Genomic DNA, 20,285 nt, shown 5'->3' with positions numbered 1-20,285 from the left:
CTTCCCTACTTTTCTATAAATCTAAATTTTGTCCAAGGCTTAATGAATTCTAATAATACAAGTTCTTCTTCTATAATACGCCCTACTCGGTTTTTGCGTGAGTCTTGATGTGGCTCTAAAACGACTTGTAATTCATTTTTGTATTTTCCAAATGCATCATTTCCCACAACAACATCTCCAGGTTGTAGCATTGCTTGATTATCATGTGGGGGATTAGCTTCATTTTTATATTTTTTACGCACTTCTGTGGAACGAATCATCTGCTGAGTGATATCTCCACGGCGAAAATGTTGATTTTTTGTTACGATTTCTTTTTCAATTTCAGAAGTCGCTTCTGCAAAAACAATGGTCAATTCTGTTTGATAACGATTCAACTGACCCAATGCTTCTAATTCTTCGTTGGAAGCATAAGCATTTCCAATAACAACATCATCAATTAAATTTGTTGCAAATAAATGTTTAGCTTGAACAGTGACTGACAACTGTCTATGCATTTCTAAAGTAGGTAGCCCATCATTCACATCCCAAGGACCAATTTCACCTACCTGTGATGAAATAAAAGCAGCTGTCCGAATACCTTCCTTTTTAAAACGGATGCTACATTTTTCAAAGAAATCATACGGCAATGCAGTTCCCGCTTGTGGATAAAAGTTATGACAACCATATAAGAAAGGTCGATTCGCTTCGTACGTTAAAATGTTATCAAGATAAGCAACATCATTACTCATATTCAGCTCAATAGCCACGCCGAATGGATTAAACGTCAACATGGCTTCTTTATTTCCATCAAAACCTGTATCCAACCGAATCCCATCAGCTCCTAATTCGCTGAAAAAAGTCAAATCATCATATGAAATTTCCAATTCATCAAAGATACTTGGAACGACATCTAAAATTGTTTCAAATCCTAAATTTTTCGCATAACTAATTAATTCTTTAAATTTTTTCTGAACCGCTTCTTTGCCATCGGTCACTTCTAACATACTCATAAAAATTCGAGTAAACCCACATTCGCTGGCTTTTTTTAAATACGCTTTATCTTGATTGATATCACTATGATCTGGATAAACTGATACACCTAATGCTCTTTTCATCTTCGTTCTCACACTCCGCTATTTTCAAATTTATTTCGAAATTTCCAAGCAATCACCGAGCTACACAGGATTGTTGTAGAGCCAACGAGCAATACTGGTTGATTTAGAAATCCGCCAATTATCATGGAAAGAGTAATACAAACTGCCGTAAAAACCAACGTCTTTACCAAACCAAATTGATAAACAACAGTAGGCAACTGCCCTTTTTCTATAATAATTTGACTAACGATAAAAAAGAAAATGAACCAAATAATCATCTTATACGCTCCTGACTTTCTTCTCTGACTTAGAAGGGGCAGGATATTCATATCAGAACACCCGCCCTAACATTTTTTAATTTTTTGCTGCTTGTTCAGCTGCTAATTCTTCTGCTTCTTTATCCAATTGTTGTTTTTCATAAACTTTGAAAAATGGATAGTAGATAGCCATTGTAATTAAGAAGTTAACAATCACTAATACTGCGGCCGAGAAACTCCAATTGGTACTCATCCAAGCAGCAATTGGTGCTGGAATTGCAAACGCTAAACGTGCAGCCATCATCGGAATTATATTAGCGACTGTTAAGAAATAAGATAACGTTGTGGTAATTAACGGTGCCACGATAAACGGAATACCTAAAATAGGATTCATTACGATAGGCGTTCCGAAAATAACTGGTTCATTAATATTAAACAAGCCTGGTAAGAACGATAAACGGCCAAGACTTTTCAGATACGTTGATTTAGAAAACATCATTAAAACAACTAAAGAAAGCGTAGTTCCAGCGCCACCAATCCAGATAAACCATTGTAAAAACTGTTCTGTAAAAATATTAGGTAACTGATGAACGTTTGCGCCATTGGTAAAAGCTTCAAGGTTTTCTGCAATCGACATATCCCAGAAAGGACGAATAACTGGGCCCATAATCGCTGGACCATGAATCCCTAAAACCCAGAAGAAACAGATTAAGAAGACTGTTAGTAAGCCGCCAAATAAACTGTTACCAGCAAGGATACCTTTAAGTGGCATTAATAACGTACTCAAGAAACCATTCAAATCAAAACCAATTACGTGGCGAATAACCCAGAATAATAAAAGAATAACTGCTCCTGGAATTAACGCAATAAATGAATTTGACACTTCAGGCGGTACGCCATCTGGCATCTTAATCATAATATCTTTTTCGATAAAGAAGCGATAAATTTCAACAGATAACAGCGCTGTTACAATCGCACCAAATAAAGAAGCTGAACCTAAATTTGCTAAATTAATATAGCGCCCTGCTGTAATGACGTTGTCAACATCTTCAAAGACACGTGTTGGTGGTGCTGCTGTTACTAAAAAGGCCATTAATGCTAAAATTCCACACGTCAAAGAGTCAAGCTTATAACTTTTGGCCAATGATGAAGCAATCCCAAATGTTGCATAAAGTGCAAGTAATCCCATCGTATAGCGGGAAGGAATGTCTAAAATTGCTTGATAAGGTTCAATCAATTTTGTGTATGCCTCAATTGGAATATTTTGAAAAATTGTAAAGAATGAGCCTACAATTGTTAAAGGCATCGTTGCAATTAATCCTTTTCTAATCGCTGTCATATGGCGTTGCGAACCAAATTTATTCGCAATCGGCATTAACTTAACTTCCATCCACTGTACAAAACCATTCATTTGTTAATTCCTCCGTTCAACTAATAAAAATAATAATTATTTCGCATTTATAATAACATAGTAACATAGTAACATTATAATGTAAACGCTTATTCTTATTTATGACAGAGAAAGTGCAAAACAAAAGGCTTTTTCTGATTATAAAGAAACCGGGAATATTGCACCAAAAATCATTGCGCCTAAAATTGCGCCCCCAGCGATTGGTTTTTTCCAAATGTAAAAACCTAAAGCTCCTAATGTGGCACCAATCCCAATAGGAATCGAAGCACCCGCCGCACTCAAAATAATTAACGGGCCTAAGAAACGTCCTGAGGCATTACCAGCACCCATCATCACATCCGCACCAAAAGTGGAATTTCCTTGATTGATAGTAAATTTCCGAATCAACACAATTACGCCACCAACTGCTAACCCTAGTAGCGCACCCGTTAAAAGGGCTAAGCCAAAGTTTTCTACAGGTGCTTTAATACCCATGCTGAGGAAAATTGCAGGTACGCCAATCCCGATCCCCGTTAAAATTGAGCCACCTAAATCTAAAATCCCGACTAAAGAACCTTCTAAAATTCGTGCAAACAGGAAACTTGCACCGAATGCTGCGGCAGCGCCATAAGAACCACCATCTAAACCAGCTTTTAGCATCGCAACAATTGAAACTTCATTAAAGGCGCCCACACCATAAACTACATACATATGTGTTCCTGCAAAAATTGCCGCTGACATAATCCCGACTAAAATCGGAAAGCCCCAATCAGCATACCAAAAACTTTTGCCTTTTAAACCTTCTTGAATTTCTTGTTCTTGTTGTGCCCATTCATTTTTTTCTTGCTGTTCCATCTATGAGACCTCCTTTTTTCTATTTAACGGTGAAGACATTGTGTAAATTATTTAACCATTGAGGAATAGACAAGCGGAAACTTTCGATCATTTCTAAGTCGAACCCTCGGAAGAAGCCACTTAAAATAAATAATAAGATAATGGCACCAAGCATGCCGCGTGTCATTCGGGTCCACCCTAAATCATCGACACCTTTACCGATTAAGATCCCTAATACAACTCCTGGGACAGCATTGCCCATGACTAATTGAGATAATCCGCCAAATAATGTTCCCCAGAAACCTGTCCGTTTTCCTGCATCTAAAGCCGCTAGCCAGAATAAAACGGGCATCACAGTATTGATTAAAATCGTTGCTGCAGGTACCAACACCGCAACTGCTGTTACTTGTAGCGATTCTGGAATTGCTGCAGCTGTACTATTTAAGAAAGCCACAGTCGCCATTCCTACAAAGGCCCCGACAATCCCCATTTTTTTGGGATTATGCATCGTTTTAGTGACATCTTTATCCTTTACCAATAAAATCGCTGCAGCCCAGTTAGGCACAATCCGGTGGGTCACATCTTGTGTAAAGGCCCCTGCTCCGACGGCCGAAGCCCAAGCATTAAAGAAAAAACCTAAACCAAAAGAAAAGTGTGATGCTGGATCTCCTTGTGCCGCGTTCATTTCCCCTAATGTTCTAAATGCCCCTAAACCTTGTGTTTGTGGTGCATGAAACATCCGAGCAGCGCCTGCGCCAGCTGCAAAACCTAGTAAACCACCAATAAGCAATGACTTCAGCAAAATGATTACAAATTCCATTCCTTCTTCCTCCCTTTATACGCCTCTTTTTGAAAGAAACGGAACTACTACTGCGTTCGGTTCTTTAATTGTTTCTGTTAAAAAATCAACTTCTTCGACTGCAATGGCTTGGATTTCCACTTCTACAGCTAGTTCGACATGATAAATCACTCTCTTTCTAGGAAAGAAGAAGAACAGAAATTTTTCTGTATAAACTTGTTCTTTTGCCTGACGAATAGTTACTTCTTTCGGTTCAATCCGGATGAGGACCTCTGTTGTTTCTTTCAATACTTTTTTTGAAACATCATTCAATGCACTTGCAAAAGCTTCATTCTTCTTATTACCTTTTCCAGAAACAATCACGGTTTGTGTTGACCGTTTTGTGGCATCCATAATTACCGCTCCTTTCTAAGTTACTACTTTCTATGCTCAGTGTTTCTTAATAAATGCTTCAGTTACTCGTTTACCAAGTTCTTCCTGATCCATAAAACCAAATCCAAGAACAGTTTTCCCATCGTTAATTGCTGTTACCCCTTCTTCGATTGATCGCATGCCATGTCTTTCGGGATACCCGTATTTGGTAGCAGCCGTTAACGCTCCTGCACCACCACTGCCACAGAAAGAAATGCCTAAATCAGCCTTTTCTTGTTGCATCACATCTCCTAAACGCATATCAGCGCCCATTCCTGGAACAACAACCGCGCGACCACCGGCTTGCTCCACTCCTTTTGCAACATTTTGTCCTTTTCCTAAACGATCTGCGATAACTACTGTAATCATAACTTTTCCTCCTATTAATTGTTTTGTTTAGCAACTTCAAAATGAACAGCTAAAACATACCATTCATCTTCTGATAACTGACCAATTGCTTCTGTTGTTTCTTGTGCAATTTTCAACGTTTCTGGTGTTAGTTCCGTAAATAACGTCCGATCAACACCAGATAATGTCGTTCCTTCTCTTGAACGATTCAGCATCTCATTGAGATGGTTAATCAAAATCGTCCACTGTAATTCCGTTGGTTCAATTTGTGCTTCTGCTAATCGCGCACTGGTTTGTTTGATAATCGATTGTAGCTTTTCTGGTTCAGCACTTTGTTGAATGATCTCCTGTGCTTCCATTGCTAGTTCCATCCTCTTCCTCCTTTGGTTGTTCTAAATAATTAAGTAATGCTGAAATTTCAGCATGATTGACAGGTAACTCATTTTTAGCAAATAAACATTCAATTTGCCGAATTTCTTCTTGCCTTTCATGAGATACTTCTCTATTACAAGGAATCTCTTCGTATTGTTTATTAAACGTAATCCGATGTGTCATTAATAAAACGTGCAGTAAAAAGGCTTCTTGATATTCGCTCAGTAACTTTGTTTGAAACATTCGTTTTAACTCTTCATAAATAATATACGCTTTTACTAACAAATCTTGGCTTTGTATCCGTTCATTTTTTTCAATTACATCAGATTTCGTGGAGCGAGCGGTACCTTTCCCTTGACGTTTCCCTAATAAAATTTTATCGACCTCTTCCCGAATCAAACTTAAGTCTGTGTCCGTCAACAATGGACTAACTTTAATAAATGGGTATGTCATTTCTTCAATTGGGAAAATACTCAATACCAAATCGGGCTTTTCTGCTTGAATCACTTCAGTTGCATTTAAAACAGAAGCAAATCCTGCGAGTTCAACGTTTGGTACTTCCTCTAAAATTTTTTGTTCAATTAAACTGGTCACACCTAAGCCCGTCGAGCAAACATACACAATCCTAACAACTTTAGCTTCCTGCTGTTGTCGTTCCTGAGCTGCCAAAAAATGCAACGCAATATATGCGCAGAAAGAATCGTTGACTAGCAAAACAGAACGTTGAATTAATTGTTTACAGGCACTTTGAATAGCTAAAAATAACGCTGGGTGTTTTCCTTTGATTTCTTCAGAAAACGGATTGTATTCATTAATAAATAAATGTTTCTTTGTAAAACGTAAGGACAGGTGTGCAAACAAGTTCGTAAATAATTGGCGATCATTTACAAAAGGATAATTCAGCTCTTTTGAAACGCTTTCAATCACTTGCTTTGTTAATTGAACCATATCTTGCCGTTGATGGGTTCCGAATAAATCACTATAAATATAAAAATATTCATCCGCTAATAAAGGCAAGTCATACCGTTCAAACACCTCTTGTAAAAGTAAAAGTGGTACTTCGTTCCGTTGTTCAAAGCGTGTTTTTTGCGATAACACTCGGTAAGTCCCAATTGTATGTGCCATCTGCATACGTGCTGCGGCAATTGCCACTCTCAACGTAATAGATAATATTTCGGCATAATCAAATTGATTTTGATCGAGTGGATTAATTAAATTTCGCATTTTTTTCAATGCACTACGATAACAACCTTGAAACAATGTCCCTGACCCAAATTTAATTTTAGGGATTTTTTCAGCCCCTTTTGTCTTTGTCACATAGTTCATAATTTGGTAAATATCGTATTCTGTAAGCTCTTTTTGAGTGATAAATTCCATCAGTAATCGTACATTGCTTTCTTCACCACTAATTGTAAACCCTTGCCGTGCTTGGCGAATTAAGGTTAAATCATATGCTTGCAGCAACCGTTCGACCTGTTCCAAATCACTGACAATTGTGTTTCGACTCACTAATAATTCATCTGCTAGCTGCTGTGCCGTTAAGTACCCTTTGACTGACAATAACTGAAAAATCAATACATTGACTCGTCTTTTTTGATCAGGATAGGTTTCAAATCGATCGACATCGATAATTTCATTTTTTAACAGTAAGCGTTTAGAGTCAGGTAAATCTAGCCAGATTCCCTTATTTCGTTTTGAATAAAGTGTCTCATCGTGCTGTTCAAACCAAGCACGAATATCTTCTAAATCATACTTAATTGTTCGAACGCTGACAGTAAAGTTCTCAGCTAATTCTTGCGTGGTAATACTCCCTTCCAAATCCAAAAGCATCAATAAAATATTTATCGCTCTTTTGGACAACAACACGGTCATACCTTGTCACCTCTTTTCTTTTCCCTTTACACTTAAAACTATAGCGTTATTTTATCTGTTCCACAACACAAAAAAGTTGCACTTATAAAAGTGCAACACTTCTCTTTTCATACAAAAAAAATCCCTTAACAGTAGTAACTGTTAAGGGATACCACACTATTTATTTGCATAAATAGACAGAAACCTTCTCCACAAAAGTATTCTGTCCGACACGTTACAAATCCGGTAACTGATAGCCGTACTATCTGGTGTCGTTGTGTTTGACAATCACTAGCCGTCAAAACGGAATAGCCGAAGCTATCTGATTGAGTCAACTCGTCGCATAAAACACACTTTAACACAGAATAGTTTGGATAGCAAGTGATGGTAATTATTCGTTATCGAACCATTCTTGATAAAAACTTTCAACAATTTTAACGGTTGCTATCGTTAATTCTTTCGTCATTACGGGGCTAGTTAACTTTTTGTCTTGTAAACATTGATTCACATGATTGATTTCATACGTAAATTCACTAGTGAATTGTTCAGACCATTTGACAGTGTTGCCTTGAGCATCTGTATAATAAGCACAATCTGTTTTCCAGAAATTAGGAATAACGATTTGCCCTTTTGTCCCACAGATGGTCATTTCACTAGGTATCTTTAAACCAACATTAATAAAAATATTGCCCAGCGTCCCTTCAGCAAATTTCAAAGCTAAATTACATTGACTATCCGTCGCCCCTTGCTGATATGTTGCGGTTCCCGTAACCGCTTGAATCTCTTTCCCTAATACGTATTGTAAGTATTGTAATGGATAACTTCCTGAGCCATGAAGCGCTCCACCACCCGCTTCTCTCGAGTAAAACCAGGGAATATGGTCCACATTGGGATAGGCAGTAACTGACTGAATCCATAAAATCTCTCCCAATCTCCCTTCTTGAATCGTTGCCTTTACTTTTTGGGTAATTGGTAAAAAGACAGACTTCTGAGCTTCCATTAGAAAAACCCCTTGCTCCTGTGCGATTGCGAAGAGTTCTTCTGCTTCAGCAGCATTTAATGTAAATGGTTTTTCCAGTAGGACGGGTTTTCCTTGTGATAACGCAAGCTTAGCTGCTGAGTAATGTCCTTGATTGTAGGTGGGAATATAAATAATATCAATTGTTTCATCCTTACATAACTCTTCATAACTGCCATAAGCCACCGGAATCGCTAATTCTTTAGCCATTTTTTGAGCATTGTCTAAACGCCTTGATGCAATCCCGCGCACTTCAGCTTGCGCGCTTTCTCGAAGCCCTGCTACAAATCTTGGGACAATTTGGGCAGTACTCATAATTCCATAACGAATTTTATCCATGTGATCGCCTCCTCTTTCACTATACGAGAAAAACGAATATTTGGAAACTATTTCAACAAAAAAAAGAAACCGTTTCCCCAAAACGATTTCTTTATATGTAAATTAACGGATACCAACGCTAACTTTTAAAGCTTGATTGACCTGCTCCATCTCTTCACGAGAAAGTTGACAAACCTTGTGTAGCATTCGTTCTTTATCCAATGTTCGAATTTGTTCTAACAAAATAAGTGATGGCGTCCTGCACTCGTTATGGGGAATTTCGATGAGGACTTGCGTTGGTTGCAGCCGCTTGCTTACGTTACGGGTAATCGGTGCAACAATCAACGTTGGACTAAATAAGTTACCTTTGTTATTTTGAATAATCAGGACAGGTCGAATCCCACCTTGTTCAGAACCAACAACTGGTGAGAGATTCGCATAAAAAACCTCACCTCTTTTTATCATTCAGATTCCCTTCCCTCCTTTTCCTTTAAAAAATTATAGCATATTGTTTCTTGCAATATTTTCAACTTTTTAGCTATCCCTTAAAATATTTGATAAAACCACCCTTTAAAAGTCAAAAAAAGCTTAAACAGTCGACTCTGATATAGAGACGGCTATTTAAGCTGACTATTACATTTTTGTTAAAATACTATCCACTTTTGTATTAATTAAATCAATAGCGACGTGGTTTTCGCCACCTTCTGGCACAATGATATCTGCATAACGTTTCGTAGGTTCAATAAATTGGTGATACATGGGCTTGACGACTGTCAAATATTGTTCAATCACAGAATCCAAAGTACGGCCACGTTCTTCCATATCACGCTTGATTCGACGAATAATACGGATGTCATCATCTGTATCCACATACACTTTAATATCCATTAAATCCCTTAAGCGGCGATCTTCTAAAATTAAAATCCCTTCAAGAATAATTACTTCTTTCGGTTCTTGTATCACCGTTTCTGTACTTCTTGTATGCGCAACGTAGTCATAAACTGGCTTTTCAATGGCTTGATAGTTTAACAGTTGTTCAACATGTTGAATCAATAAATCTGTATCAAACGCAAAAGGATGATCATAATTGGTATTTAAACGTTCTTCAAAACTCAAATGGCTCTGATCTTTATAATAAGAATCCTGTTCTAACATCATAATTGAATGATCGGGAAAATTATTAAAAATCGCACGGCTAACACTGGTTTTTCCGCTTCCTGATCCGCCAGTAACACCAATGATAATTGGCTGACTATCTTTCATGTATAAACCTCTTTCTTTTCAAAAACTTCATTGTCTTTTACTATTATAATGAAAACTCTGAAGAATGCCAGACCTTTTCCAAGACTTTTCATGTGATTTTTATCTTCTTATGAAAAATCTGCCCACACTTCTTTCAATTACAGTATACTTATCAATAAAAGGAGAATCCTACCTATGATTAAAAAAGTCAAAAAAGAAGCACTTACAACGGCGCATTACGCTCTTCTTTATGAGGCAGATCCATCAAAAAAAATGGTGGCAGATTACATTACCCGCGGTATTTGCTTTGACTATCAGACTGAAGAACTTCAAGGAATTTTAGTCCTGTTGCCGACTCACCCACGGACATTGGAAATCGTAAACATCGCTGTCTCAGAAGAAAGCCGCGGGAGGGGCATCGGGCAAGAATTATTACATTTTGCCATTGATTTTGCCAAAAAAGAAAAGTATGATTACTTGGAGATTGGGACTGGGAGCACAGGCTTTCAACAGCTATATCTCTACCAAAAAGTCGGTTTTCGAATGACACATATTGAACCAGATTTTTTTATCCATCATTATGATGAGCCCATTATAGAAAACGGCTTGCCTTTAAAGGATATGGTTCGCTTACGGTTACATTTAAGTTAAAAAAACAACATTTCCTGTACAGGAAATGTTGTTTTTTAATGCCCAAGAATTGATAACAACTCATCTAGCTGTTGAATCGTATAATTGGGTTGAATGGTTGGTGTTGCTGGAGCGGAGGTCGGATTGAGCCAAACAGTTTGAATTTTCGCTTGTTGGCCTCCTTGAATATCTGAATACAAAGAATCGCCAATAATCATTGTTTTTTCTCGACTAAAATTAGGGATCCGTTCAAAAACAAAATCAAAATACTCTTTCATCGGTTTTTGATAACCCACTTCTTCTGAAACAAAAATATCTTTAAAATAAGGCATTAATTTCGAATCTTCCAACCGACGATACTGTGTTTTTGCCACTCCGTTTGTCACAATATATAAATCATAATGGGGTGCTAATTTTTCCAAGATACGTTGACTATTGCCAAGCAAGTCATGTCCTTGACTTAAATATTCTCGGTAGTTTTCTCCCATTTTAACGCTATCAACTTCTCGATTAAACGCGTCAAACAATAAACCAAACCGTGTATCAAGGAGAACATCTTTTGTTATTTTTCCTTCTTCAAATGAACGCCATAATCCTTGATTAATTCGGTGGTACGTTGACTCGACTTCAGATGTAAATGGTACATTTTCTTCTTCAAATAAGGCATGGAGCGCCTTCTTTTCAGCCAATTTAAAATCTAACAATGTATCATCAACATCAAAAAGCAATGTTTTCATTTCCGTTCCTCTTCTCTTTTCAAATTACTCGGTAACGCTTTGCTTGTTTGTTGTTTTTCAATAAAAAAATAAGGCAATAGCAATTGTAACTCTTCTCTTGTTAATGAACGATAAGCACCTAAAGGTAATTGCGGATCTAGCCGCAACGGCCCCATAGTTTGGCGTTTTAAAGCAGTCACTTTTTTCCCCACAGATAAAAACATTTTTTTCACTTGGTGAAATTTTCCTTCTTGAATAGTCAGGAAAACATGACTCTCCGTTTCAGTCGCTGCAAGAACAGTTATTTTTGCTGGCTTACATTGAATGCCTCCTTGCAAAACAATTCCATCTTTAAATTTAGCACAATCTTCTGCAGAGACCAAACCATTGACTTTCACTTCATAACATTTCGCTACTTCTTTATTTGGCCGAATTAATTGATACCCTAATTGTCCATTATCTGTTAATAGAAGTAACCCTTCCGTATCGCCATCGAGTCTGCCCACTGGATAAAGACCAGGGCGTCTGTCTTGCGGCGCAATCAAATCAATGACTGTTTTTTTAGATGCATCTGAGACAGCGCTAACCACACCTTTTGGCTTATTCAACATATAGTACACATGTGTCTTATGCGAAATTAATTGTCCTTTTACTTTAATCATTTGTAATTGCGCATCGACGTTTTGGCTTTCATTTAAAGTCACGATGCCATCCACAGTGACCTGCTTGCCTTTGATTAATCGTTTCACCGTTTTGCGTGATCCAAACTGAAGTTCTTCTAGTAATTTATCTAATCGCATTGTTCCGCTCCATTCTGGTATTAGTATAGTGGAATCCGTTAAAGATGAAAAGTAGAAAAAGGTAATTCCTTGACGTATAAAAATATAAGTGTTACGGTTAATAAGTAAAGTAAATAAAGGTTTCTCAAAAACAGCGTAATGACCTGGGAGAGAACAACGATAACAATGAACCATTCCCATGAGTGTTGCCTGGCAATATTTGTGGGGATTTTTTGATTATTGTTAGCATTTTTCTAGACAAGAACAACTGAAAAAAGAGTTTCTTTTTTCCATTATGTTTTGTTTCTGAGTTTAACCAAATCACTCATTATTTCAAGGAGGAATTAGGTTATGTCAGTACAATTAGAAGTTAAAGAAAGAGCTATCCGTCCACGTTCACTAAGAAATCAGCTACGTCACGAAGGGAAAGTACCTGCCATTGTTTACGGTTACCAAATTGAAAGTACACCAATCTATTTTGAAGAAAAAGACTTATCAAAAATTTTACGCGAACATGGTGCTAACACCGTTATTAAAATGACAGTTGATGGCAAAAACATCAACACATTAATGTCGAAAGCACAATTAGATACCTTTACTGGTCAAATGCTTCATGTTGAATTCTTATCTGTAAATATGAAAGAAACAACAGAAGTCGAAGCAGAAGTTCAATTAATTGGTGAATCTGCAGGTGTGAAAGCTGGGGGTACCTTAGCACAAAACTTGTACACTGTTTTAGTGGCAGCCACACCAGATAAATTGCCAGAATCAATTGAAGTAGATATTACAAACTTAGAAATTGGTGATGCTCTTACAATCGCTGATTTACCTGAACACAAAGACTATGAAATTTTAACTGATCCAGAAGAACAACTAGTTGCTATTGTTGAAGCACAAACTGCTCCTGAAGAAGAAGAAGGAACAGCTGCTGAAACGACTGAACCAGAATTAGCCGAATAAAGAGTACACTTTTGTTCAGCTGATTCTCTTAAGTTTTAGAAATGGGATGTACGTTGAAACAACGTACGTCCCATTTTCTTTTTACTGCATGTCTTGATTTCTTCACATAAATGATGACACCTGCAAAGCTAGGAAGCTACAGAGGAATATTAAATTTTTGCTAATCTACGCAATATTTTCAAACGAAACAATTTCTTTTTTTTAAATTTGCAGTATACTAAAAGTAAGTAAACAAAAAGGAGGTCATCCATATGTTTGAACGTTTTGATAGTGACCGTAGCCGCTATGCTTCATTAGGTGTTGTTTCTAGCTTACCTAGTGGCTTAATTGATAGTATTTGGTTGATTATTGACTTAAATCTAAAAGGGGTTATCCCTTTAAACGACTTACTTCACTTTGATTTGTTGAACAATAATGGCAAAGTGACTGTCCATTTTTCTCAAGAAAATAGTTCAGTAGAAATGGCCATCGACTTACCATTTAGTTATTCTACGGCATATCCGTCGCGAATTTTTGCTTTTGATGATGGCCATCGTGAAACGATTTTATTACCTGCAGAAATGTTAGAATCTTAAATAATTTCAACAAAGTAGCCTCAAATTCCGATTAAACTGGAATTTGAGGCTACTTTAATTTCTTTTAGTTATTCTACAATAATTTGTTTACTACTTCCTGCGGCATTTTCAAAATTAATAGTAAAGGTTTCTGTTGCATCATCATAAGTGATTCCGTCACTTTGACTAATTACTGTGCTGTAATCTTTTGGTATTTTTAAAGTCAGTGTCTTAGTTGTTTGTGTGGGATCAGAGAAAGTATACGTTTTTTGGTGTTGTTGTGTCTTTCTCATTAAAGAAATAGCTTTATTTGAGGTAATCCCTGCTATTGTACCGCCAGTTTCTGACCAAATGTTAACCCCAAGATAGCCTTCTTCTTCTTGCTTAACTGCTTGAATTTCTTCTGTATTTGAGAGAACTTCTACTGTTTTTTTGGCAGCATATGTTTTTAAATCAGTTTCATCGATTCCTGGTAAAACTACATAAGCATAATGCTCGTTCGTTGGGTGTTGACCATGTTGAATCGTAAATGTTCGATAATCACCTACATATTCTTTATCACTTGCAAATGCTTCATTAATTGCTTTATAGGTTCCTTTTCTAGTTTCACTTTTAACATTTACCGTTGTTTCTTCTGGAAAATAATAACCCATATTAGCATTGGAATGATCCGACTTTAGTAATAACCATTGTTTTTTACTCGTTTCATTTTTCTCATGAATCTCCCCAATATTTGATAGCACTTGATACTGATACGCATCATTTAACAAACGATTATCAACAACTGTCTCAATCGAAGCTTCTGTATCCCCTTTAATTCCTGCGCCTAATGCGATAATTTGCCCATTTAATACAAACCAAGATTTTTTAGCTTGTAGGTTCATAGGTAAAAGTTTCCCATTATTTTTGGTCCCGTCTTTATTAAGAGCCATCCCTACTACTGCCTGATTTTCTGACGTTACTCCACCAACCCATTGCTCTTTCGATGTGATTGTTGTAAATGCTGAAACTTCATCTGCCAAAGAAATGGTATCTACAGTTGTTCCTGGTAGTCGATAGGGATCTACAGTTGGCCAATAGCTGGAATTAAATTGAACCTCGTCATCATTATATACGTACATCATTCCGTCACCAGTGTGCCAGCCACGTTTATTTTCTTTATTCCCTGCTTCAAAAGATGCAGTGCGCTTTGAATACAAGCCTAGCCCAAGCATATAACTAGGTGTGCGTTGGACAAATCGATCCATCGAAGCATAAAGTTTCGTGCCTGTAAAAGGAAGTTGCCCTCCCGTAATTTCTGGATTAGTTAAAAGTTGCATAGTCATCTGTAAATCATTAAAATCACGAGCATTTGTCAAATAATAATCTGGGTTCTCCTTCATCCAATATTTAACGGCTTCTTGAAATTTCTTTTGATAATTATTAGGGGCAAATTTAGCCACAATTAATAAATTATACATGGTAGTTGAGCCGTAGCCTGTTTTTCCAACTGCTGGGGCTCTTGAGATGGAACGGCCATTCACGGTTGGTAGCATTTCACCTTTATAAATCAAAGGAAGAAAGGCACGATCAACATTTTCAACAAATTCTGTCACAAGAGTTGCATCCATTTGAAAAGATGAATCTGCTGTAATGGCCAAAATTTGTCCAACCCCTTTCACCAAAACATTGCCATACGAACCTGTATAAGGAATGTTATTGTGCTGGATAAAAGAACCATCTTGGTAAAAACCATCACCTTTTGTGACTAATTTAAATACATCGACGATACTACTGGATGCTTGGTTAATTTTCCCGCTATCCTTTTGTAAAATTCCTAACCCCAAAACAGTTAAAGCTAAGTCCGTTCGGTTCGCTCCTGATGTCACAAAATTTGGGATAAAAGCTAAATCCACAAACGTTCCTTGTGGTTTTGTATACAACTGTTTAAACGGATCTGGGACATAACTGCTCAGCGCATTTGTATAGATTTGTTGCTTTTCCGGAGAAACTTTATCCTCTAAAATCATTAGAATATTAAGAAACTTCTGTGGCACACCAATTTGCCAGTCCCACCAATTTCCGTGGTACTTTTTCCCATCATATCCTTTTTGCGTTACCATAAAATCTAAGCCATCAATAATGGTTGCTGCCAATTTGTCATCTTGGTAAAGCGTACTCCCCTTCGTTCCATAGGCTAACGCTAATTTTTGCAATTTGGTAAATTGAGTCGTTAAATCAGCCGATGGCGTATTGCCAGGCTCTAGTGGCCATAAATAGCTGCGGTTCGGCTCTTTATTCATCGTTTGATCGAGTTCTGTTGCTTCATTGGAGATTTTTTGGACGTAGTCTACAAGCGATTGGTTAGTTGAATCATATTCTTTTGAAACAAGCTGATTTCGCCATTTTTCTTTTAATCCTCGGTATTCTGCAGATGAATCGACAACAGGAATGCTACCAACGGAGCCACTTTTCATAGAAATGATATTCAGCTTTGATAGATTACCAAATAGTCTAATTCCTACAGCGCCCGTCCAGTCATCATTAATGGACGTACCATCAGGATAATGAACCTCTTCATTTTCATAAAATACTTGATCATTCAGGAATGTCTGAATTTTTTTTCCGTCATAGCGAACCAGCAGTTTATATTGTTGGCCACTTAGTAATGTTGGCCCCGGAATATTAGTTAGCCATTTACCGCCTGGTTGTCCTAATTGCCAGTGGCCGTCACGATTATAAGCAAAAGATTGCCATTGACTCGTCTTTTGTTTATCTCCGCGAAAAACCAATCCGAAGTTACTTTGTCCTTCATATAAAAAGGTTAGTTCAAGATCTCCTGAAGATTGTTCGCGTGCATCAAGATTGATAGAGACAGATTCGAGGTTTGTCCCTTGCTTCGTGTTTGCGATCCATAAACCAGCAGAATCATTCTTTTTTTCTGCTGTTCCCACCAAATCTTGCCAATGCCCAACTTGATTGGGGAAATCTGAAATGTAAGAGGGTTGCTCAATCGTTTGGCTCGCTTCGTTTTCTTCTGCAAAGGTAAGGGTGGTTCCCATAAATCCACTCGTCAAAGCAGTAAACAGTCCGACCAGCATTACCCATATTTTCCTGTTTTTCATTCTTTCTCCTCCTAAAAAATTATCGTAAAACGCTTACATACAAATCAGAGAAAAAGAGTGAAGAAAAATACTTTCTACACTCTCCGACTCTCTGAAAATCACTTAATATACTTTTTACGCCAAAATACCAAAGGCACTCAAAACAATCGATAAAATTAAAATAATCCAAATCACTCGTGTGGAATTTAGTTTCTTTTGACCTAACATCCAATAAGTCAAAAGAACAAGTAAGATTGGAACTAAGGAAGGCAAAATCGCATCTAACGTATCTTGAATAACTAATTCGACCCCGTTCTTTTTATAAACAAAAGGAACTGTCGCCTTGATAACTGAAGGAATTAAGGCACCAATCACAGTCACACCAAGAACAGTTGCTGCATTCGTAAAGGCAGATAACTTGTCTTTTAAGGTCGTCACTAGTTTGACCCCTTGCTTATAACCAAGTGGTAAGAGCGCGGCCCGACCAAACAATAGTGCAATATTTGCAATAATCCAAATAACACAGCCAACCACCGAACCATTTTGAGCCAGTGTCCCTGCAACAGAGCCGAAAATCGTCCCCCAAATAACGTGGAATAAAGAGTCCCCAACGCCTGCCAAAGAACCCATCAGAGCTGTTTTTAGCGCAATAATTGTTTCTTTCGCTTTATAGCCATCTTGCTCTTCAATCGCAACATCAATCCCCATAATTAAATTCCCAAAAATAGCATTGGTGTTAAAAAATTGATTGTGTGTGCGCATCATATCTTGAAATTGTGCTTCATCATGACCATAGAATTTTTTTAAAACAGGCAAGATGCCGTATAAATATCCTGAACTCATCATACGTTCATAGTTCCAGTTTAATTGGCTTCCTAAAATATAACGCCAGCTAATTGCATTTAATTCTTTTTTTGTCAGTTTATGCTTACTCATCGCCGTCATATCCTCCTTCAAAATCACCATTTCCTGTTGTTGCTTGTGTCGTGCTTTTTGCCCCATCACGTTTAAATACAAGCATCGCTGCTACCATCCCAACTATCGAAACACCTAACATTGGAACTTTTAAATAAGCCGCTAAGAAAAAGCCTAATAGTAAATAGGGGATATATTGCTTCGTTGGCAAGTAACGTAATAAAATTCCTACACCGACAACAGGTAATACCCCTCCAGCTGTTTTTAAGCCCGTCATTAGCCATTCTGGCATGTTATCGGTAATCGTTGTTACTACAGCATCCCCCGCTAATAACATTAATAAAATCGGAATGGCACGAGACAGTCCCCACAGAACAGAACCAGATAAAACTAAGCGTGGAATCCGTTTTACTTGCATCTTATCAATCGCTTTATCGACACTATGAAGTAAAAAGACATTACAAAAACGGGCGACTACATCTAGTTGCAACATCAACAGAGAAACAGGAACAGCTAAACCAATGCCATACTCCGCTCCTTTTCCAGAGATTACAGCGAAAGCGGTTCCTAAAACAGCCCCTGTGAAATAATCAGGTACCGATGCTCCACCAAAAGCAGCAATTCCTAAACGCATTAATTGAAGAGTGCCGCCAACCATTAAACCAGTTTTTAAATCTCCCATAATCATTCCAGAAATCATTCCAGCAATAGCTGGTTGCGTCAACGTATTTGAAATAAGTGAGTCATTAATAGCAATAAACGCATAAATAGTAATTAAAATAATTTGATACGCTGCTAAATGCATTGAAATTTCCTCCTAAATTTAAAAATATTCTTTCTTAGTCTGACAGTTTTAGCCGCGTAATTTTTTCATAAAATCAACGACTGGATCGTTTGGAACTAATTGGGCTGTCACAGTGACGCCTTTTGAAGCGATTGTTTCAAAAATTTGTTCTTCTTCTGGTAAAACTTGAATACTTTTTGTTACTTCGCGTGCTCCTTCTTTGTAACTCATATTCCCAACATTTACAGTTTTGATAGGTCCTTGCGCTTCGATAAAGCGGAGCACATCTTTCGGATTTTTAAATAATAAAAATAAACGCTGTTTACCATATTTTCCTGATTGAATATTTTTAGCGGCAGCCTCTACTCCAAGAACAGATAAACGCATCGAAGAAGGCGCTGCCATTCTCAAAGATGATTTTTGTAAAGGATCTGTAGCCGCCTCATCATTGGCTACAATTATTCGCTGTGTACTAAGACTTGTCGACCAAATTCCCGCTACTTGTCCATGAATTAACCGTTCATCAATCCGTGTGTTTACAATATTTTCTTTTCCAGCATATTGACTATAGTTACTTAATTCTTTTTCTTTGCTGGCTTCTGAAATCTCTTGTTCTGCTTGATTCATTCCAGCCTTTACATCAACAATATTTTCTTGTGCTAAACAAACTAATTCTTTAATCGAAGCCTGTTGATTAACCACTGCTTCAATCACAACAGAGAGCGTCATCCCTGCAATAATTTCCACTCCGTCAACGTTCAAATAATTCTTAGTTGCCACGTTACATGGCGTTCCTCCTAGTAAATCAGCAATAATCAGTGTCGTACCGTTAAGGGCTTTCATTTTTTCATTTAGCTCTTTCTCAAATTGAAGATTGTCGCTATCTGGTCGTAATGAGACTGTATGCACGTGTTCTTGCCGACCAACGATCATTTCTAAGCTAACTTTGACGCCTTCAGCCATGCTACCATGACTAATTAGTACAATGTTTTCCACGAATTTCCCTCCCTAGATGTAGGTGACCCTACTTAACATGTTATGTTCTCTACGAACTTACTATAACACATACTAAGTTATCCGTAAACCTAATATCTTAATATATTGAATTTATTTTTTTGAATTCTTTAAATAAAAATTGTCTTTCCTCTTTTTCAAAGTGTTTGCTAAAGCCTAGTTAACATGTTATGCTTAATTCATTCGATTACTAGAATGGAGGCAATCGCATGTTACCTAAATATGAACAAATTAAACAAGACCTTTTACGTGAAATAAAAAATCATACCTTTATTCCTGGTGATAAATTTTATTCTGAAGCCGATATTAAACGAAAATATGCTGTTAGCTCTATCACAGCTGTCAAAGCACTGAATGAGCTGACCAGTGCAGGTTACTTGTATCGTATCCAAGGAAAAGGGACCTTTGTTTCGAAATCAAAAGTTTCTCAAAATGTAAAATTTTCTGATATCGAGTTGCATTCTTTAGACTCTGAAAAAGTTAAAGTCCTTTCAATTGAAGAAGAAAATCAAGCCGAAATTTTAAAGGAATTAGGCTTACCAGCTAACGCTTCTTATTATAGAATCAAGCGTGTACGCTATTCTGAAGATACACCCTTTCTCGTACATATCACACATCTTCCCAAAAAGCTTGTTAAAGAGCCGCTCTCAAAGGACCTCACAGCTTATGCAAGTGTGTATGAACGAGTCCGTAAAGATTTCTCAGTAGACCTCTTCTCGTTAGCTTCTGTAGAAACAAATGAAATTGTCTTTCCCGAAGATGCTGAGTTATTGAACTTACTTCAATTAAGTTTTCGTGAACCCGCTGTTAAACAAGTTAAACATTCCTATCTCGCAGATGGTAGTGTTGCTGAATATATTATTAGTTATAAACATTGGAAATATTTCAAAACCAAAATAGAAGTAGAAGCCGAATAAATTTCAGCTTCTACTTCTAT

Annotated in this window: 22 protein-coding genes; 4 read left to right on the top strand and 18 right to left on the bottom strand. The window is 37.3% G+C overall.

From position 1 onward, the window contains the following. Window positions 1-5: 5 nt before the first annotated feature. From AB1I62_RS03700 to udk, 12 genes are all read right to left on the bottom strand, one after another. Window positions 6-1,094 carry a MupG family TIM beta-alpha barrel fold protein gene (locus tag AB1I62_RS03700; protein ID WP_104859281.1) on the bottom strand — a complete coding sequence of 363 codons (1,089 nt, stop codon included), beginning with the start codon at window positions 1,092-1,094 and terminating at the stop codon, window positions 6-8. A gap of 8 nt (window positions 1,095-1,102) precedes the next feature. After that, window positions 1,103-1,402, bottom strand: a complete 300-nt coding sequence (locus tag AB1I62_RS03695; RefSeq protein ID WP_002363233.1) for a hypothetical protein — start codon at window positions 1,400-1,402, stop codon at window positions 1,103-1,105. Window positions 1,403-1,427: 25 nt separating this feature from the next. Further along, window positions 1,428-2,741 (bottom strand): PTS sugar transporter subunit IIC, encoded by a 1,314-nt coding sequence (locus AB1I62_RS03690; protein ID WP_002358780.1) that lies wholly within the window; start codon window positions 2,739-2,741, stop codon window positions 1,428-1,430. Between the two features lie 138 nt (window positions 2,742-2,879). Further along, complete coding sequence (locus AB1I62_RS03685) at window positions 2,880-3,575, bottom strand: DUF4310 family protein (RefSeq protein ID WP_002361314.1); 696 nt, start codon at window positions 3,573-3,575, stop codon at window positions 2,880-2,882. 19 nt (window positions 3,576-3,594) lie between these two features. Next, window positions 3,595-4,374, bottom strand: coding sequence for a DUF4311 domain-containing protein (locus tag AB1I62_RS03680; protein WP_002355709.1), 780 nt, complete (start codon window positions 4,372-4,374; stop codon window positions 3,595-3,597). A 15-nt stretch (window positions 4,375-4,389) separates the two neighbouring features. Then, window positions 4,390-4,746 carry a DUF4312 family protein gene (locus AB1I62_RS03675; RefSeq protein ID WP_002355708.1) on the bottom strand — a complete coding sequence of 119 codons (357 nt, stop codon included), beginning with the start codon at window positions 4,744-4,746 and terminating at the stop codon, window positions 4,390-4,392. Between the two features lie 36 nt (window positions 4,747-4,782). Next, window positions 4,783-5,133, bottom strand: a complete 351-nt coding sequence (locus AB1I62_RS03670; RefSeq protein WP_104859279.1) for a glycine-rich SFCGS family protein — start codon at window positions 5,131-5,133, stop codon at window positions 4,783-4,785. 14 nt (window positions 5,134-5,147) lie between these two features. Then, complete coding sequence (locus tag AB1I62_RS03665) at window positions 5,148-5,471, bottom strand: PRD domain-containing protein (protein ID WP_161797703.1); 324 nt, start codon at window positions 5,469-5,471, stop codon at window positions 5,148-5,150. Then, window positions 5,437-7,356, bottom strand: a complete 1,920-nt coding sequence (locus tag AB1I62_RS03660) for a transcription antiterminator (RefSeq protein ID WP_002388793.1) — start codon at window positions 7,354-7,356, stop codon at window positions 5,437-5,439. Before AB1I62_RS03660 ends, AB1I62_RS03665 begins: the two co-directional genes overlap by 35 nt. A gap of 370 nt (window positions 7,357-7,726) precedes the next feature. Beyond that, complete coding sequence (locus AB1I62_RS03655) at window positions 7,727-8,692, bottom strand: Gfo/Idh/MocA family oxidoreductase (RefSeq protein ID WP_104859278.1); 966 nt, start codon at window positions 8,690-8,692, stop codon at window positions 7,727-7,729. Between the two features lie 102 nt (window positions 8,693-8,794). Beyond that, a complete protein-coding gene (locus AB1I62_RS03650; protein WP_002355703.1) occupies window positions 8,795-9,136 on the bottom strand; it encodes a type II toxin-antitoxin system PemK/MazF family toxin in 342 nt (113 codons plus the stop codon). Window positions 9,137-9,304: 168 nt separating this feature from the next. Further along, window positions 9,305-9,934, bottom strand: a complete 630-nt coding sequence (udk, locus tag AB1I62_RS03645) for a uridine kinase (protein WP_002355702.1) — start codon at window positions 9,932-9,934, stop codon at window positions 9,305-9,307. A 174-nt stretch (window positions 9,935-10,108) separates the two neighbouring features. Here udk and AB1I62_RS03640 point away from each other — a divergent pair, with 174 nt between their 5' ends. Further along, window positions 10,109-10,564, top strand: coding sequence for an N-acetyltransferase (locus AB1I62_RS03640; protein ID WP_002366240.1), 456 nt, complete (start codon window positions 10,109-10,111; stop codon window positions 10,562-10,564). 35 nt (window positions 10,565-10,599) lie between these two features. Here the strand turns inward: AB1I62_RS03640 and AB1I62_RS03635 are convergent, their stop codons facing one another. Together AB1I62_RS03635 and AB1I62_RS03630 are read right to left on the bottom strand one after the other, a co-directional pair. Further along, window positions 10,600-11,280 carry a YjjG family noncanonical pyrimidine nucleotidase gene (locus AB1I62_RS03635; RefSeq protein WP_104859277.1) on the bottom strand — a complete coding sequence of 227 codons (681 nt, stop codon included), beginning with the start codon at window positions 11,278-11,280 and terminating at the stop codon, window positions 10,600-10,602. Next, window positions 11,277-12,059, bottom strand: a complete 783-nt coding sequence (locus tag AB1I62_RS03630) for a 16S rRNA pseudouridine(516) synthase (protein WP_002361308.1) — start codon at window positions 12,057-12,059, stop codon at window positions 11,277-11,279. Before AB1I62_RS03630 ends, AB1I62_RS03635 begins: the two co-directional genes overlap by 4 nt. A gap of 330 nt (window positions 12,060-12,389) precedes the next feature. Here AB1I62_RS03630 and AB1I62_RS03625 point away from each other — a divergent pair, with 330 nt between their 5' ends. Both AB1I62_RS03625 and AB1I62_RS03620 read left to right on the top strand, forming a co-directional pair. After that, a complete protein-coding gene (locus AB1I62_RS03625; protein ID WP_002358773.1) occupies window positions 12,390-12,998 on the top strand; it encodes a 50S ribosomal protein L25/general stress protein Ctc in 609 nt (202 codons plus the stop codon). 251 nt (window positions 12,999-13,249) lie between these two features. After that, window positions 13,250-13,573, top strand: coding sequence for a DUF960 domain-containing protein (locus AB1I62_RS03620; protein WP_002355697.1), 324 nt, complete (start codon window positions 13,250-13,252; stop codon window positions 13,571-13,573). Window positions 13,574-13,641: 68 nt separating this feature from the next. On the opposite strand, the gene AB1I62_RS03615 is transcribed toward AB1I62_RS03620, so the two are convergent. The 4 genes from AB1I62_RS03615 to AB1I62_RS03600 form a co-directional block, all read right to left on the bottom strand. After that, window positions 13,642-16,656 (bottom strand): polysaccharide lyase 8 family protein, encoded by a 3,015-nt coding sequence (locus AB1I62_RS03615; protein WP_104859276.1) that lies wholly within the window; start codon window positions 16,654-16,656, stop codon window positions 13,642-13,644. A 114-nt stretch (window positions 16,657-16,770) separates the two neighbouring features. Further along, complete coding sequence (locus AB1I62_RS03610; protein WP_002383066.1) at window positions 16,771-17,571, bottom strand: PTS system mannose/fructose/sorbose family transporter subunit IID; 801 nt, start codon at window positions 17,569-17,571, stop codon at window positions 16,771-16,773. Continuing rightward, a complete protein-coding gene (locus AB1I62_RS03605) occupies window positions 17,564-18,355 on the bottom strand; it encodes a PTS sugar transporter subunit IIC (RefSeq protein ID WP_002358771.1) in 792 nt (263 codons plus the stop codon). The genes AB1I62_RS03610 and AB1I62_RS03605 overlap by 8 nt, the downstream gene beginning before the upstream one ends. Before the next feature lie 48 nt (window positions 18,356-18,403). After that, complete coding sequence (locus AB1I62_RS03600; RefSeq protein ID WP_002383065.1) at window positions 18,404-19,297, bottom strand: PTS mannose/fructose/sorbose transporter subunit IIAB; 894 nt, start codon at window positions 19,295-19,297, stop codon at window positions 18,404-18,406. A gap of 260 nt (window positions 19,298-19,557) precedes the next feature. Here AB1I62_RS03600 and AB1I62_RS03595 point away from each other — a divergent pair, with 260 nt between their 5' ends. Beyond that, on the top strand, window positions 19,558-20,265 hold the full coding sequence (locus AB1I62_RS03595) for a GntR family transcriptional regulator (protein ID WP_002366233.1): 708 nt from the start codon (window positions 19,558-19,560) through the stop codon (window positions 20,263-20,265). The last annotated feature ends 20 nt before the right edge of the window (window positions 20,266-20,285 follow it).

Source organism: Enterococcus sp. AN402 (assembly GCF_040719405.1).
Classification (GTDB): domain Bacteria; phylum Bacillota; class Bacilli; order Lactobacillales; family Enterococcaceae; genus Enterococcus; species Enterococcus faecalis.
The sequence above is the reverse complement of the archived record's forward strand: the minus strand, read 5'-3'. Positions and strand labels throughout refer to the sequence as shown.